We start from the raw sequence: 17,379 nt of genomic DNA, 5'->3' as shown, positions 1-17,379 counted from the left end.
TCTTTGGTTCTTTATGATTATATATGAAATTTAGTGAATTGCTAAGTTAAGATGTATAACCGCAATTACGGCGGATTCGACTACGTCCGAATCCACTCGGAATTGCTAACGCTAGTGAATAAAAGAAAAATATAACTAACTTAACCCGCAACTGACGGTTATACGAAGCCGTTAAACGAACCTTTCCATAAATAAAACACTATTAGGTTTAAACCCATAAGTCGCCTAACATGCCCGCGTTAGGGATTGAAGCGGCATCCTTTTTTGAGGCACGAAAAAAAGATATAGCGAAAAAGCCCGACCCTTTTGGGTAACGCCCAAAACATAAACCATTTAAACAAAATTTATATTTAAGCGTACCTAATTAATGGTGATTTTGGAAATTTATTTTTTCCTTAAATTTACGAGAACGAACTACAAACCTGGTTTAAAACCTATAAAGCATATTGAAACGAAACTTTATGTTACATTAACAATTACTTACTTTACTAATTACAAAAGAATATTGGTTTAAAAATACAATGGAAATTATGAGAAAAACAACCTTAATTATACTCGTTGCAACATTAAATATATTATTTCCACAATCTATAAAAGCAGAGGTTGTACTTCCTGCCATAGTATCATCAAATATGGTTTTGCAACGCAATACTACTGTTGTACTTTGGGGTTGGTCTGATGCTAAAGAAGAGATATCTATTGAGGTTTCATGCCTGAAAGAACCCATAAATATTAAAGCCGATAATGATGGTAACTGGCGCATTGATGTAAAAACATCCAATAGTAAAAACCCTCAAACTATTAAAATAAAAAGTAAAGCATCAAACATAGTATTGGAAAATATTTTATTTGGTGAAGTTTGGTTGTGTTCTGGACAATCAAACATGTATCAACCCATTAAAGGCTACGATGGGCAGCCTACATTTACTCCTAATATGACAATAGCAAAGTCTAGAAACCCAAATTTAAGATTGTTTTCAGTAGATAGGGTTGGCTCTAAAATACCACTAAAAAATATTGAGAAGTATACGCCTTGGCAAGAAGCATCTCCAGAGAGTATTTTAAATTTTAGTGCCATTGCTTATTTCTTTGGTCAACAGCTTCAAGAAACGCTAGGTTGTCCTGTAGGAATGATTCACACGTCTTGGGGAGGTAGTTTAATTGAAGCTTGGATGAGTAAAGAGGCTTTAAGTGCTTACCAAAATATTAATCTTGATGGCGTTGATATTTCTAAAAAATCAAATCGTATACCAACAACTTTGTTTAATTCTATGATTAATCCTCTAGTTCCCTTCAAAATAAAAGGGATGTTATGGTATCAAGGTGAATCAAATCGTAACAACCCAGAGAGTTACAAAAAGCTTTTCCCTGCTATGGTAAAAGATTGGCGCTCTCGTTGGGGTATAGGAGATTTTCCATTTTATTACGTACAAATTGCTCCTTTTATTTATAATGGTAATAAAGAATATAATTCACCTCGCAATTCTGCCTTTATCCGTGAGGCTCAGTTAGAATGTTTAGATTTAATTCCAAATTCAGGAATTGCTATTACTATGGATATTGGTGAAGAATATTTTATACATCCGCCTAAGAAAAAAGAAGTTGCAGACAGGTTATTATACAATGCATTAAACCAAACCTATAACTTTAAAACAGTAGATTATGCAGCACCTATTTACGAATCGTCTGTTTTAAAAGACAGTGGTATGGTTATAAAATTTAAAAATGCTGAAACAGGCTTATATACACATGATGTATTAGAAGGTTTTGAGATAGCAGGAGCCGATAAAGTATTTTATCCAGCTGATGCCAAAATTTTAAACCGAAAGGATGTATTTGTAAAAAGTGCATCAGTACCAAATCCCGTGGCAGTAAGATATGCCTGGAGCAACTGGGTAGTAGGAACGCTTTTTGACACGAATCTTCTTCCTGCATCATCATTTAGAACAGATACGTGGGAAGATGCTACACAAGCTAAAAAGTAATATTAAGATATGTAATGTGCGTATTTTATAAGTACTCTTAAAGTCTATTTTTACATAAATTTATCTTAAAAAACATCTAATTTAAGAGTAATAGAGTAAATAATAGTAAGTGTTGAAATTAAAAAATTACATAAAGAAGCATAAAATAAAAACTACAGTTTTTGTAGTAATTTTAGCTTTTTATATTTTTTGCCTACCTAAACAATTATTTAAAGAGCCAACAGCTACTGTTATTACAAGTTCAAATCATGAACTTCTGGGAGCTAAAATTGCCGAAGATGGCCAATGGCGTTTTCCGCATAATGATAGTATTCCAGAGAAGTTTAAAACGTGTATTATTCAATTTGAAGATGAGTATTTTTATAACCATCCGGGTTTTAATCCAATTTCAATTTTTAAAGCTTTAAGTGCTAATCTTAAATCTGGTAGTGTAAAACGTGGCGGAAGCACCTTAACACAACAAGTTATTCGGTTGTCTAGAAAAGGACAAAAACGCACCTATTTTGAGAAAATAAAAGAACTTGTTTTAGCAACTCGATTAGAGCTTAGAGATTCTAAAGAAACTATTCTAGCACATTATTCCAGTAATGCGCCTTTTGGCGGTAATGTGGTTGGTCTTGATGCTGCTTCGTGGCGTTATTTTAACAGAAACGCAAACGAATTATCCTGGGCGGAAAGTGCCACATTAGCAGTTTTACCAAATGCTCCAAGTTTAATATATCCAGGGAAAAATCAAGAGCGCTTATTAAAAAAAAGAAATCGACTCTTATTAAAATTATTAAAAAACTCAATTATTGATACACTCACTTTTGAACTCTCAATAGCTGAAAACCTACCCAAAAAGCCTTATCCTTTACCACAAATTGCACCACATTTACTACAAAGAATAAGTAAATACTATAAAGGAACTCGCATACAAACTACAATTGATAACAACTTACAAAAACAGGTTAATTATATTGTAAAAAGTCATTACAATCAATTAAAACAAAATGAAATTCATAATGCGGCTGTTTTAATTTTAAATGTAAATACAAGGCAAGTTCTAGCTTATGTTGGAAATACCCCAACAGATAAATTACACGAAAACCATGTAGATATTATTAATAAACCCAGAAGTACCGGTAGTATTTTAAAACCTTTTTTATACGCATCAATGCTAGATTCTGGTGATTTATTACCAAATACTTTAGTTACCGATGTGCCCACACAATTTGGAAATTATACTCCAGAAAATTATGATAAAACTTATGATGGTGCTGTTCCTGCAAGTCGTGCATTATCCCGCTCTTTAAATGTTCCTTCTGTACGACTATTGCAAGAATTTGGGTTGGATAGGTTTTACCATTATCTAAAACAATTAAAGCTTAAAGATTTAAAGTACAATGCAAATCATTATGGTTTATCATTAGTTTTAGGTGGAGCCGAAAGTAATCTTTGGGATTTATGTAAAAGCTACGCAGCGTTATCATCAACTTTAAATCACTTCTCTGAAAATTCGAGCGAATACTTTTCAAATGAATTTTGCGAACCTACTTTTTTAGCTTCTGAAACTATTGATTTTGGTAAAAAAACTACCGAAAAAACACTTTTTGATGCAGCCTCTATATATTTAACCTACGAGAGTTTAAAAGAAGTAAATAGACCTGAAAGTGATGAAAGTTGGGAGTTTTTTGATGGCTCCAAACAAATTGCTTGGAAAACAGGAACCAGTTTTGGGTTTAGAGATGCTTGGGCTATTGGAACTACTAAAGACTACGTAGTTGGTGTTTGGGTTGGAAATGCAGATGGCGAAGGACGCCCAGGACTTGTTGGTGTACAAACCGCAGCACCAATATTGTTTGATGTGTTTGATCTATTACCTAGCAGTGAATGGTTTAGTAAACCTTTTGATGAAATGCAACAGGTTTCTATTTGTAAACAAAGTGGACATAGAGCATCGCAACATTGTAATGATATTGAAGAAAAATATATTCAAATTAGCGGCTTAAAAACTAAACCATGCCCATATCATGTTTTAATTCATGTTGATAAAAATGAAAATTTCCAAGTGAATTCTTCTTGTGAAGATGTATCAAATATTAAGCATAAATCGTGGTTTGTTCTTCCTCCGTTAATGGCATATTATTACAAAACTAAAAACCCATTTTATAAACCTTTACCTAAATTTAGAGCAGATTGCTTAAGTGAAAACTCAGTTTCTATTGAGTTTATTTACCCAAAAGCCAGTAACACTATTTTTCTACCTAAAGATTTTGATGGTGAAACTAACGAACTCATTTTAAAAATAGCACATTCTAAACCTGAGAGCACTGTATTTTGGTATGTTGATGAAACCTTTGTTGCAAGCACAAAAGATATTCATGAATTAGGAATAAAACCAAAATCTGGAAAACATATGATTACTGTTTTAGATGAATTTGGAAATGAGGCAAAACGAAAATTTGAGATTTCTAATTAATAAATCACCTCAAAGGAAACCCTTTACCAGCCCACCAAGGATGTATTTCAATTTCCAATCGTCCTGCTTTAACCATAGGGTCTGAGTTGGCTAAACTATCTGCCATTTTAAGTGTTGGTACGTTATAAATGGTAATTCCTCGAATATCACCATCGTCGCCAAAGGGTCCAGAAATATCAGCATAACCCATCTCATACATTTTTTTTAAATGCGCTAAATGTAGTTCTTGAAGTTCTGCCGATTCTTCTTCATTTTGTCCGCGAATAGGTCCTTTTTTTAAAAACGCCATAAAGTATTGTTGCATTAAAATGGTGTCTTTTGTTTTTTCATCAACATAATCAAACGTCGTAAACCCTTTTGCTGTAAGTTCTTCCTTAATCTGTTTGGTAGTTTTTTTTATGGGTTCTTCTACGGCGATAGTTGCAACAGAATCTTTTACTTCTTCTATAATTTCTGAATCTATTTCAATATCGTTAGGCGTCGCTTTCGATTCATCTTTACAAGCTATTAGTGCATAAGCAATTAGGCAAAGTGTTAGTATTTTTTTCATTATTTCCAGGTTTTATATGGTTGTATACTTAGTTGTGAGTTGTAGTATTTAATATCTCCTGTAACTTCTTTTCCTAACCAATTTGGAGTTTCAAAAACTTCTTCCTCAAAATTCAATTCTATTTCGGCAATTACCAAGCCGTTGTTTTCTCCATAGAATTCATCTACTTCAAAAATATGGTTTCCTATTTTAACTTCATAGCGCGTTTTATCAATAATAGAATGTTCGCAAATGTTTAAAAGTTCTTGGGCTTCATTTAATGGTATTTCTTTTTCCCATTCAAAACGTTTCAAACCATCTTTAGATGATTTTCCTTTCACGGTTATAAAGCTTTCTTTATCCTTAATTCTAACTCTAACGGTTCGTTCTTTATGCGTGTTTAAAAACCCTTGACTAATTCTAGTTTTTTTGAATGCTTCATTTTTATACACATCAGAATTAACCAAAAATTTACGCTCTATTTCTATCATTAACTATTTTTATACACTATTAAAAATTCGATAATTATAAGGTATTTAATGCCTAAATTTACAGTATGTCTGGCAATTTACCAATTAGAAAAATTATACATGTAGATATGGATGCGTTTTATGCATCTGTTGAGCAAATGGATAATCCAGATTTAAAAGGCAAACCTATTGCTGTTGGTGGTGCCGGTAAACGTGGTGTAATTAGTGCTGCAAGTTATGAGGCTAGAAAATTTGGAGTTAAAAGTGCTATGAGTGGAACGTTGGCCATTAAACTTTGCCCTGAACTTATTTTTGTAAAAACAAATTTTGATAGATATATAGAAATATCGAAAAAAATTAGAAGCATATTTTTTGATTACACAGATTTAGTTGAGCCGCTTTCTCTTGATGAAGCTTATTTAGATGTTACCAACAACAAAAAAGGAAACCCAAGTGCTTCATTAATTGCAAAAGATATTAGAGACCGTATTTTTAATGAAGTTGGATTAACAGCTTCAGCAGGTATTTCTATCAATAAATTTATTGCTAAAGTAGCAAGCGATTATAATAAACCTAACGGACAAAAAACAGTAAACCCTGAGGAAGTTATTGCTTTTTTAGAAGATTTAGATATCAGGAAATTTTACGGTGTTGGTAAAGTTACTGCAGAAAAAATGTACCAAAAAGGAATTTTTACTGGATTAGATTTAAAACAAAAATCATTAGAATATCTAGATGAAAATTTTGGAAAATCTGGAAGGTATTATTATTACATTGTAAGAGGCATCCAAAACAGTGAAGTAAAGCCCAATAGAATTCGAAAAAGTTTAGCTGCAGAACGCACTTTTAGAGAAAACTTATCTAGTGAAATATTTATGCTTGAAAAATTAGAGCATATTGCTGAAGAAGTTTCCAGACGTTTAAGCAAAAATAAAGTAGCAGGAAAAACAGTAACTCTAAAAATAAAATACAGCGACTTTACATTGCAAACTCGTAGTAAAACATTGCCTTATTATATTAGTGACAAAAGCGTGATTTTAGAAACAGCTAAAGATTTATTATATCAAGAAAAACTAAATAATTCTGTACGATTATTGGGTATTTCTTTATCTAATTTAAATACAGAAACTAAAAAGAAAAAGCCTGAACAAAAAAAGAGTGTTAGCGTGCAATTGAAGTTTGAGTTTTAAGTTTTTTAAGCTAAAGAATCAAATAAGTTTAGAATCCTTTAGTGATTGTTTCAATTGGTTATGATTTTCCCAAAATCTATTTTCAATTTTTTTGATTGTGGATTTATATTCAGGGTGATTCTTCAATTGGTCCATCAAAGGATCTTTATCTGTAAAGAGCAAAATCCAGTATTGAAAATTATTTTTTGTTGCGAATTTTTGCAGATTTTCTATTGCAAGATCAAATTTTCCTTCATGAACATATTTAGAAGCTAAACTTGCAGGCTTATATATCGATTCATCATTTTCACAATATTGCGAGTACGCACTATATAAATCGGCAGCTTTTTTATTTAAGCCCATTTTTTCAAAAACAATACCAATTTTAAGATTCTCTTGTGGGTAAAGATTTAATCCATTTTTCTCTTTAATGGTTATATATTTATTATAATAACGGTAGGCGCTATCATACTTCTTTTGGAAATAGTAAAGCTTTCCTACTTCCTGCATAATATCTAAACGCGTCGTATCTTTTTCCCACTCCTTAACTAGTGAATTTGTGATTTTATCCATGTTTCGATGTTCCGCATACTGAATAAATATTTTTAAATAAGGAGCATAGGCATTCTTTGAATTCGAATCTAAAGATAAATTTATGAACTTAAGTGCCTCATCTGTAAAACCAGTTTGAATAAAAGCATTACTAAGGTTTAAATAGATGAAGCTTTTACCAATTGAATCGTTAGCAGCAATATCGAGCTCTATACCTTTTAATGCATATTTTAAATATTTTGCCGTATTAGGGATAACACGAGAATATAAATCTCCAAGCATATTTACCACAGATGCTGAATTAGGATTGTACTCTAAGGCTTTTTCTAAATGTGGAACAGCATATCTATATTCTTGATTATTTATATAGTAAAGTGCCTTTGCAATAAGGCTTAAATCAGATTTAGAATCATAAAGTAAGGCTTTGTCTGCGTTATTATTAATAATATCTGTGTATTGTTTTTCAGCTTGATAAAGATCAAGGTAAAAATACGCTAGTGCAATTTTAGAATAAGCTAGAGCAAATTCAGGGTCATGTTCAATAGCTTTTTCAAATAAAGGTATAGCTTCCTCTAGTCCTTCTTTAGTTTCAGTTTGAAGAAATTCTTGCCCCTTTAGATAAAAATCATAAGCTACTACATTATCCGTAGGCTTTTTATCAATTAACTCCAATTCAGAAGGTGTAACTTTAGCCTTTATAGCTTCTGCAATTTTTTTGGCAACAGCATTTTGTAGAGAGAAAACATCTACTACTTCGTAGTTATATTGTTCTGCCCAGATTGGCGTATCATTTGATGCCTGGATTAGTTGAATGTTTAATAAAACCTGATCTCCTATACGTTGCCCGCTACCTTCAACTAAGTAACTAACGTTTAATTCTTCTGCTATTTCTGATATCGTTTTGTTTTCATTTCTATATTTTTCAACAGATGTTCTACTTATAACACGTAAATCTTCAATTTTTTGCAAATTATTAAGAGACGATTCCATAAGTCCATTTACAAAATATAGATTAGTAGAATCACTACTCATATTCTTAAAAGGCAGTACTGCTATAGATTTTTTTATATCGTCATTTTCTATTTTAGATGGCGTAATGGCTTTATTAAAAATAAAAAATGCACATACAAGTAAAACCAAGGATATTCCTATAATTATTTGCAAGCGGTACTGTTTAAAAAAACTAGTTGTTACATCTTCTTTTTTCTGAATCCCTTCTTCACTAGTTCTTTTTCTGGCTTCTCCTGGTGAAAATCCATAATGTTCTCTAAAGCATTTTGTAAAATAAGAGTTGTTTCCAAAACCAACCTGATAAGAAATCTCAGATGCTGTAAGCTCTGTTTGTTTTAAAAGTTCCATCCCTTTTTCAAGACGTACTTGACGAATAAATTGACTTGCACTAAGTTTAGTTTGCCTTTTTATTTTTCTCAACAAATTAGAACGACTCATATTCATTAAATATGCTAACTCTGAAACGCCAAATTGTTCATTAGAGATATTCTCCAAAACAATTGCTTTGGCTTGTTCAATAAATTTTTCTTGAAATGAAATGTCAGACATGTGATTTTGTACTCTTACGAAAGTAGAAAATTTAATTGATATGCATAACGAGTTTTTCTCCAGAATTCTGTTTAGAAAAAGAGCATTTGCGTCATAATTTATACTTCTGCGTCATAACTTTCAAATCTTCAATAAACTTTATATATAAGGCTTCATAAGCATTAACAGGCTTTTAACCTCTTGCCAGATCTTTGTTGTAACAAAAATCAGAATATAAATCATTAAAAAATTAAATCATGAAAACATTAAACATTAACACTTTTAAAATGAAAATTAAAATGCTATTTCTTACTGTTTTATTTGCAAGCGCATGTGCGCAATCCGATAAAAAATCAACTGTAAATAATAATGTTGGAGTTGAAAAAACAGTAACTAAACCAAGTATTGATATTCATACAGCAGTTATATCTGGGAATATAGAAGCTGTAAAACAACATATTAAAGCAGGAACTAATATTAACCAAAAAGAAGCTATGAGTGGTTCAACACCTTTAATGTCTGCAACTACATTTAACAAACCACAAATAGCAAAATTACTTATAGATTCTGACGCAGATTTATCTGTAAAAAACAATGATGGGTCTAACGTTTTACATACCGCAGCATTTTTTGGGCGAATAGAAATTGTACAAATGCTTATTGATGCTAAAGCTGATAAAAGCTTACGCAACAATTTTGGAGCTACTCCAAGAGAAACTGTAATGGCAAATTTTGAAGAAGTAAAACCATTTTATGAAATGCTTGTACAGCAATTAGAACCAATGGGATTTACACTTGATATGGAAGAGCTAAAAAAAGCGCGTCCTGTAATTGCCATGATGCTACAGTAATATTTGACCTTTAACAACAACTAAAATGACAACAGATAGAAGATACGATATAGATTGGTTAAGAGTAATTGCCATTGGGTTATTACTTATATACCACATTGCAATCATTTTTCAACCTTGGGCCATGTTTATTGGTTTTATAAGAAGTAATGAAACATTAGAACTTTTGTGGCAACCCATGACGATGTTAAATGTTTGGCGAATTCCACTTTTATTCTATGTATCTGGAATGGGTTTGTTTTTTGCAATGAAAAAAAGAAACTGGAAAGCTTTACTCCTAGAACGATCTAAGAGAATTCTTCTGCCTTTTGTTTTTGGTTTTTTTGCAATTACAACATTGCATATGTTTGTTTTTCAAAAGTATTATAACATGCCATTAAATTACTATCCTGATAGTGGGCATTTATGGTTTTTGGGCAATATTTTTGTGTATGTCCTTTTGCTGTCACCCCTTTTTTTCTATTTGAAAAAACATGATAATGGAAAATTTAGAAAAGCGCTTTCAAAAGTGATGTCTTATGCAATAGGTCCATTATTTATTTCTGTGTTTTTTATGTTAGAAGTAGGCCTTGTTAAACCACAAATATTTGAAATATATGCCAAAACTTGGCACGGATTTTTTATTGGATTTCTTGCATTTTTATTTGGTTTTCTGTTTGTTTACAGTGGTAAAAGTTTTTGGCAAACAGTGAAAAAATGGAAATGGTTGTACATAGGTATAGCTACTATATTATTCATAATACGATTTACTGGGTTAGAGTCTATATCAAATATGTATCTAATGTCAATTGAGTCTAATTGTTGGATATTTGGGGTTTTTGGTCTTGGTTATCATTACCTTAACAAACCAAGTAACCTTTTAAGTTACCTTAGTAAAGCGGTTTATCCAGTTTACATATTACATATGTTTGTATTGTATTTAGGGGCGCTATTTATTTTACCATTACACATTAACCCTTGGTTACAATTTATAGCTATAACGGTTTTTACATTTGTAGTTTGTTTTATTATTTATGAATTTATGTTAAGACGAATAAATATTTTGAAACCTTTATTTGGACTGAAATGGAATTATAGAAATACTAATAAATTGAGAAGTAATCAGGTTACCAAAAAAGCCGAAACCTTATAAGAATATATTAAAAAAAGAAAAAAATGAAAGCTGTAGTTTATAAAAAATATGGTGCTCCAGAAGTCCTTAAATTAATAGATATAAAGAAACCTCAACCAAAGGACAATGAAATTCTGGTTAAAATACACGCAGCTACTGTTACATCTGGAGATGTAAGACTACGTAGTTCAGATTTCCCTCCTTTATTCTGGCTCCCAGCTAGATTAATTTTTGGTCTATTAAAACCAAAGAAATCCATTTTAGGTCATGAGTTAGCTGGTACTATTGAAAAAATTGGAAAGAGTGTTACAAAATTTAACGTTGGAGACGAAGTTTTTGGAACAACTACAATGCTAAAAACAGGATCGTACGCAGAGTACATTTGCTTACCTCAACAATGGAAACATGGTGTTGTTGCCATTAAACCAAAAAACCTTAACTTCAAAGAAGCTGCTGCGTTACCTGTTGGGTCTATGACAGCTATGTATCTTCTCAACAAAGCAAATCTAAAGAAGGGACAGCGTGTTTTAGTATATGGAGCATCTGGTAGTGTTGGAAGTTATGCTGTACAACTGGCTAATAAAGAAGGTGCAGAAGTAACTGGAGTTTGTAGCGATTCTAATCTGGAGATGGTTAAATCGTTGGGTGCAGACCATGTTATTAACTACAAGAAAAATGACTATACCGAGAGTAATAAAAAATTTGATATTGTTTTTGATGCCGTTGGTAAAACAACAAAATCTGAGGCAAAAAAAGTATTAAATAGCGGTGGTGTTTATGTCTCTGTTACTATGCTTACAAAAGAAAAGGTTGAATATCTTAAAGAAGTGAAAAGTCTTGTAGAACAAGGAAAAATAAAACCTTTTATTGATAAAACCTTTACACTAAATAACCTTGTAAAAGCACATGAGTACGTTGACTCTGGTCGCAAAAGAGGAAATGTTGTAATTGAAATAGTAAAATAAGCTGCAGCACTAAACACACGATATTAATATGAAAACACAAACAAAAAGAATACTACGAATCGTATTTATAATGGCAAGTATAGGCTCATTGTATTTTGTACCATGGATTTTGGTAAAAGCTTGGATATTACCATTACCTGATACGGTTCAAGAACAAGTAAATGAAGCTATTGGTCATGGTTTTGATGGTATGATTATTTATGTAGATGAAGCAGGAAAACCTCCAGCGTTTTATGCAGGCGGTTGGAATAACAGAGAAAATAAAATACCTGCTAATCCAAAATCTTTATTCAAAATTGCCAGTATCAGCAAGTTATATGTTGCTGTATCCGTCACTAAACTAGTTAAAGAAAAACGGTTATCTTTTGATAAAACCCTCGCTGATTACTTTCCCGAACTTGTAGGCAAAATTGAAAATGCAGAAGAAATCACCTTAAAAATGATGGTTCAACATCGGTCTGGTATTCCAAATTTTACAGATAATCCAGCTTATTGGGAAAATGAACAAGAGAATGGAAAAAAGCCTCTTGAATTTGTATTCAATTTACCAGCTAGTTTTGAACCAGATAAAGGCTATGAATATTCAAATACCAATTATTATTTACTGTGCGAGATTATTGATGAGGTTTTGGGCTATAGCCACCAGCAGTATATAAAAGAAAGAATTCTGGTGCCTCTCGAGCTCAACAATACGTTTTTTTCAATCAATGATATTAATTTAGACGACGTTATGAGTGGTTATTATGTTGGTATTGAAAAAGATTTTAAGGCCAATGAATACGGCATGTTAGCCACAGCAGAGGATGTTGGAATATTTTTGCGAGCATTAAACGATGGTTCAGTATTTAATGAAGGAGAACAGGAAATTTATCCTTATGAATACGAACATGGAGGTCTAGTAATAGGTTATCAGAGTCTGGCAGAATACCATGAAGACATTGACACAGTTGTTGTTCAATTTATAAATACAACTGATTTTAATGGCTACGAATGGAATTTATCAGAAATCGTAATAAACCGAATTGTGAAAATAATCAGAGATAATAAAAGCACATGAATATCTTGACTCTGCAAAGAAAAATCCTGTACAAAAAGTGTGAGTTTGCAGTTGAAGTTTGAGTTTTGTAAGGTAAAAGTACTTACTTGACTTTGTAAAAATTTTCAGCTACCTTCGTTTAACATCAGATATAAAACATTAAAACGATTTCATATCAAGTCGTTGGCTACAATTTAAACCCACCAATATTCAATCTATGAAAACGAAATACTTCATCTATACTTTAATAATATTTTGGTTAATAAAAATAGTACTTGCTGTATTCCAAGATAAGATTGTGGAATATTTCATTGGAAATTTAAAGATTGAGCCATTTGAATTAGGCCTTTATGCAGGAATTTTAAACCTTATATTTTATCTACCACTTATTGGGTTACTAATTAAGATAGCTTTATACAAAAATAAATTAGACTTTTTAAACTCTTAAATCGTACATCAAAGGAAAAATTAGAGAGATACAATTATAATCAGCTTAATTAAATGAAGAAAGAACACAAATTAATAATTGAGAAAATAAATCAGAATATAGAGAATCATCTTAAATAGAAAAAACTGCTTTTACTCAGTTTTTTCTATTTAAAAGATATAATGTAAAGAGCGACCCTTGTGGTAACGCCCTAATATTTTAAACCTTTGGTAATTAAAAATTACAAGTCGTTATCTCTGTAACTCTTAATGTATTAACCATACCTTTATCTTGTATAGGCATTGCAGCCAAACTTATAAGCATATCACCTTCATCTAAATACCCCATTTTACAAGCTATGGCATTAACATCTTCTATAGTTTCATCGGTACTTACAAACTTGTCATAATAGAACGCACGAACGCCCCAAAGTAAACTTAAACGCGTTAAAATACGTTTGTTTGATGTAAATACTAAAATATGACATGACGGTCTCCAAGCTGAAATTTGAAATGCCGTATAACCACTATTTGTTAACGTAGAAATGGCTTGAGCATTAATTTCGTTTGCCATATTAGCAGCGTGATAACAAATTGATTTTGTGATGTAACGGTTAGTACGAATATGTGGTGGCAATTGAGGTACTTTAATAAGTTTAGAGTCTTCTACGCTTTTTAAAATATCGCTCATTTGTTTTATAACCTCTATTGGGTATTTACCAACTGACGTTTCACCTGAAAGCATTACAGCATCAGCGCCATCCATTACAGAATTTGCAACATCGTTAACCTCTGCTCTTGTGGGTGTTAAGCTGGAAATCATGGTTTCCATCATTTGCGTTGCTATAATAACTGGAATTCTAGCTTTTTTTGCACGAAGCACGAGTTGCTTTTGAATTAAAGGCACCTCCTCTGCAGGAACTTCAACACCTAAATCGCCACGAGCTACCATAATTCCATCACAATGCGTCACAATTTTATCTATGTTCTCAACAGCTTCTGGTTTCTCAATTTTTGCAATAATTGGTATTTTATGGTCGCTGTGCTTATTTATTAAATCTCTTAACTGCATTAAATCTTCAGCATGACGAACAAAAGATAAGGCTATCCAATCTACATCTTGTTTTATAGCAAACTCTGCATCTTTAATGTCTTTTTCAGTAAGTGCTGGTTGAGAAATATTGGTATTAGGAAGATTTACACCTTTTTTAGATTTTAAGGGACCACCTTGAATAACTTTGGCTTTTACTTCTGATTTTTTATCTGTTGATACAACTTCAAATATAAGTTTTCCATCATCCAAAAGAATACGCTCTCCTGGTTTAGCATCTTGTGGGAATCTATCATAGGTCATGTAAACACGCTCTTTTGTACCTTCAAAACGCTCGCCAGTTGCAAAAATAATTTCATCGCCTGGGTTTACAACAACTTCTTCTTTCATCACACCTACACGTAATTTAGGACCTTGTAAATCTCCTAAAATAGCTGCTGTATGACCAAATTCCTCATTTAAATCTCGTATCATTTGAATACGTTCTTTAACATCACTGTAATCTGCATGAGAAAAGTTAATTCTAAATACATTAACGCCTTCTTCAAGCATTCCTTTTAAAACTTCTTTAGTACTTGTAGCGGGTCCTAGAGTTGCTACTATTTTGGTTTTTTTTCTTAATGGCATTAGCTAAAAATTAAGTTGTCTTTAGATTTTAATTTATTACTGTCAATACTATAAGCGGTTGCAATTTGAGGTATTTTTAAAACGTTATTTAAAATATACTTTTCTCTACTAAAATTTAACTGGTTATCTATTTTCAAAAAATAATTAACGCGCTTATACTCTGGTATTAAATTAGTCTTTTTTATTATTGTTTCCTGGTTATCGAACAAAGATTGATAATCTATTTGTTGATAGGTTTCTATTTTACAAACATTAGAAACCAAACTCCAAGTTGTTAATTGTTTTTCATCTTCCCATTCAAAAATTGAGTATGTGGATTTCCCATTATTATGGTCTAAGTCTGATGATTTTCGAGATAATGTAATACCCAAGTTTTTATTTAGAAGGTAGGCTAACCTATAGTCTTCAATTGTGCAATGCAAAGCAATTAAAGAGTATCGTACTTCTTCAAAAACATCATCAAGAATAAGTTTGTGAACAGGCATAACTCATTTTTAAACAGTGTAAATATAGGCTTTAAAAAATTTACTATGTATAAGTTTTACACAATCTTAAGAATAAAAACTACTAAAACGTTATAGTTAATTCTTTTACTAAATACCTGTTATATCATTTTAGACATTTTACTTTGAAATGCAAAAAAGGCTCGTTTTGAAGCTTTTTCTTCTGCCTTTTTCTTTGATGTAGCTCTGGCTTTTGCAATTACTTTTTCGTCAATAGATAGTTTTACAGAAAAATGCCTAACATCGTCATTACCTGTATCTTCATAAACATTGTATCCAAATGTCTTTTTTTCTTTCTGGCACCATTCAATAAGCAAACTCTTATAACTAATCACTTTTCCTTCTAAAGTTTCAATATCTACATAAGGAATTATAACGCGTTTGAAAATGAATTTTTCACAGTATTTATAACCTTTATCTAAAAATATAGCCCCTACTAAAGCTTCAAACAGATTGCCATGAATGTTATCTCCAAATTGACCTGATGGTATTTTACTTTCCACTAAATCTATTAGTTTCAAGTCTTTACCTAACTCATTTAAATGTTCTCTGCTTACAACTTTCGAGCGCATTTTTGTTAAGTAACCTTCATCGCCACTTGGTACTTCTAAATATAAATGTGATGCAATTACGGAGCTGAGCATCGCGTCACCAAGAAATTCTAAACGTTCGTAATTAAATGGGTTACCCTTACTATCTCTAATATTCATAGAACGATGGGTAAAGGCTTTTTTGTAGTATTTTATTTTTTTCGGTTTAAAACCAAGTATTTTAGATAACTCCATAAAAAAATTCCCGTTGCGTTTGAAACGGGAATTTAGTAAGTTACGAATGCTATCCATTCGGGATTTAATCTATTTTTTTGAATATTACACAAGCGTTGTGACCGCCAAATCCAAATGTATTACTCATTGCTACTTTTACGTCGCGCTTTTGTGCCTTATTTAAGGTTAAATTTAGTTCAGGATCAATGTTTTCATCAACAGTTGTATGGTTTATGGTTGGTGGTACAATACCGTTTTCCATAGCCAATATGACCGAAATAGCTTCAATAGCTCCAGCGGCACCTAAAAGGTGACCTGTCATTGATTTAGTTGAATTAATATTTATATTTTTTGCGTGACTTCCAAATACTTCTGTAATTGCTTTTAGTTCTGCAACATCGCCTAAGGGTGTAGATGTACCATGTGTGTTTATATGGTCAACATCTTCTGGCTTTAAGCCTGCATTTTCTAAACAATTTTTCATTACTGCTATAACACCAATGCCATCTGGGTGAGGTGCCGTCATATGATGCGCATCAGAAGATAAACCTCCTCCAATACATTCTGCATATATTTTTGCTCCTCTAGCTTTTGCATGTTCGTATTCTTCTAGAACTAGTGCTCCTGCTCCTTCTCCTAAAACAAAACCATCTCTGGTAGCGTCAAAAGGTCTGGAAGCCGTTTCTGGACTTTCATTTCTAGTTGATAGGGCATGCATTGCGTTAAAACCACCCATACCTGCAATAGTTACCGCTGCTTCACTACCTCCTGTAACAACAACATCTGTGTGTCCTAAACGAATCGAGTTTAAAGCATCAAACATAGCGTTAGCAGAGGATGCGCATGCAGAAACTGTTGTATAGTTTGGCCCCATAAAACCATGTTTTATAGAGATGTTTCCTGGCGCAATATCAGCAATCATTTTTGGAATAAAGAATGGATTGAATCTTGGGGTACCATCACCAGCAGCAAAATTTAAAACTTCTTGCTGAAAGGTTTCTAACCCGCCAATACCTGCTCCCCATATAACACCAACACGTAATTTATTGACTTCATCTAGATTTAATTTAGCATCTTCAATGGCTTCGTCTGCTGCTACCATAGCATATTGTGCAAACTTATCCATTTTACGAGCCTCTTTTCTGTCTAGAAAGTCGGTAACGTTAAAGTTTTTTAATTCGCAAGCGAACTTTGTTTTAAACTTCTCGGTATCATAATATGTTATAGGCGCAGCTCCACTTTTACCACTAATTAAGCCTTCCCAATATTCATCTTTGGTATTGCCAATTGGGGTTAAAGCGCCCAATCCTGTGACTACAACTCGCTTTAATTCCATAAAG

14 protein-coding genes are annotated in these 17,379 nt (G+C 32.2%); 7 read left to right on the top strand and 7 right to left on the bottom strand.

The window, feature by feature from the left end; genetic code table 11:
* The first annotated feature begins 530 nt into the window (after positions 1–530).
* The gene (locus ABD939_RS09110; protein ID WP_345167311.1) at positions 531–1,985 is read left to right on the top strand and encodes a sialate O-acetylesterase; all 1,455 of its coding nucleotides are present in this window, start codon (positions 531–533) and stop codon (positions 1,983–1,985) included.
* 109 nt (positions 1,986–2,094) lie between these two features.
* Positions 2,095–4,446: a penicillin-binding protein 1C gene (gene pbpC / locus ABD939_RS09105; RefSeq protein ID WP_345167308.1), complete on the top strand. Its 2,352-nt coding sequence runs from the start codon at positions 2,095–2,097 to the stop codon at positions 4,444–4,446.
* A gap of 4 nt (positions 4,447–4,450) precedes the next feature.
* On the opposite strand, the gene ABD939_RS09100 is transcribed toward pbpC, so the two are convergent.
* Positions 4,451–4,996, bottom strand: a complete 546-nt coding sequence (locus ABD939_RS09100; RefSeq protein ID WP_345167306.1) for a YciI family protein — start codon at positions 4,994–4,996, stop codon at positions 4,451–4,453.
* The gene (locus tag ABD939_RS09095) at positions 4,996–5,466 is read right to left on the bottom strand and encodes a CYTH domain-containing protein (RefSeq protein WP_345167303.1); all 471 of its coding nucleotides are present in this window, start codon (positions 5,464–5,466) and stop codon (positions 4,996–4,998) included. The genes ABD939_RS09100 and ABD939_RS09095 overlap by 1 nt, the downstream gene beginning before the upstream one ends.
* Before the next feature lie 65 nt (positions 5,467–5,531).
* On the opposite strand from ABD939_RS09095, the gene dinB reads away from it, so the two are divergent.
* Complete coding sequence (gene dinB, locus ABD939_RS09090; RefSeq protein ID WP_345167300.1) at positions 5,532–6,635, top strand: DNA polymerase IV; 1,104 nt, start codon at positions 5,532–5,534, stop codon at positions 6,633–6,635.
* Between the two features lie 18 nt (positions 6,636–6,653).
* Here the strand turns inward: dinB and ABD939_RS09085 are convergent, their stop codons facing one another.
* The gene (locus tag ABD939_RS09085; RefSeq protein WP_345167296.1) at positions 6,654–8,726 is read right to left on the bottom strand and encodes a helix-turn-helix domain-containing protein; all 2,073 of its coding nucleotides are present in this window, start codon (positions 8,724–8,726) and stop codon (positions 6,654–6,656) included.
* A gap of 236 nt (positions 8,727–8,962) precedes the next feature.
* Between ABD939_RS09085 and ABD939_RS09080 the strand changes: the two genes are divergently transcribed.
* The 4 genes from ABD939_RS09080 to ABD939_RS09065 are packed head-to-tail and all read left to right on the top strand — an operon-like array spanning position 8,963 to position 12,689.
* Complete coding sequence (locus ABD939_RS09080) at positions 8,963–9,556, top strand: ankyrin repeat domain-containing protein (RefSeq protein WP_345167294.1); 594 nt, start codon at positions 8,963–8,965, stop codon at positions 9,554–9,556.
* Positions 9,557–9,581: 25 nt separating this feature from the next.
* Positions 9,582–10,688, top strand: a complete 1,107-nt coding sequence (locus ABD939_RS09075; RefSeq protein ID WP_345167292.1) for an acyltransferase family protein — start codon at positions 9,582–9,584, stop codon at positions 10,686–10,688.
* Between the two features lie 23 nt (positions 10,689–10,711).
* Positions 10,712–11,632: an NAD(P)-dependent alcohol dehydrogenase gene (locus tag ABD939_RS09070; RefSeq protein WP_345167289.1), complete on the top strand. Its 921-nt coding sequence runs from the start codon at positions 10,712–10,714 to the stop codon at positions 11,630–11,632.
* A 28-nt stretch (positions 11,633–11,660) separates the two neighbouring features.
* Positions 11,661–12,689, top strand: coding sequence for a serine hydrolase domain-containing protein (locus ABD939_RS09065; protein ID WP_345167286.1), 1,029 nt, complete (start codon positions 11,661–11,663; stop codon positions 12,687–12,689).
* 640 nt (positions 12,690–13,329) lie between these two features.
* Here ABD939_RS09065 and pyk read toward each other — a convergent pair.
* The 4 genes from pyk to fabF form a co-directional block, all read right to left on the bottom strand.
* Entirely contained in the window at positions 13,330–14,772 is a 1,443-nt protein-coding gene (gene pyk / locus ABD939_RS09060) for a pyruvate kinase (protein ID WP_345167283.1), read from the bottom strand.
* The gene (locus tag ABD939_RS09055) at positions 14,772–15,257 is read right to left on the bottom strand and encodes an IPExxxVDY family protein (RefSeq protein ID WP_345167280.1); all 486 of its coding nucleotides are present in this window, start codon (positions 15,255–15,257) and stop codon (positions 14,772–14,774) included. Before ABD939_RS09055 ends, pyk begins: the two co-directional genes overlap by 1 nt.
* Before the next feature lie 119 nt (positions 15,258–15,376).
* Positions 15,377–16,117, bottom strand: a complete 741-nt coding sequence (gene rnc, locus ABD939_RS09050) for a ribonuclease III (protein ID WP_345167278.1) — start codon at positions 16,115–16,117, stop codon at positions 15,377–15,379.
* 7 nt (positions 16,118–16,124) lie between these two features.
* Positions 16,125–17,375, bottom strand: a complete 1,251-nt coding sequence (fabF, locus tag ABD939_RS09045) for a beta-ketoacyl-ACP synthase II (protein WP_345167276.1) — start codon at positions 17,373–17,375, stop codon at positions 16,125–16,127.
* Positions 17,376–17,379: the final 4 nt, after the last annotated feature.

The organism is Algibacter aquimarinus, assembly GCF_039543265.1.
Lineage (GTDB): Bacteria > Bacteroidota > Bacteroidia > Flavobacteriales > Flavobacteriaceae > Algibacter_B > Algibacter_B aquimarinus.
Note: the sequence above shows the minus strand (reverse complement) of the source record. Positions and strands in the feature narration are given on the sequence as shown.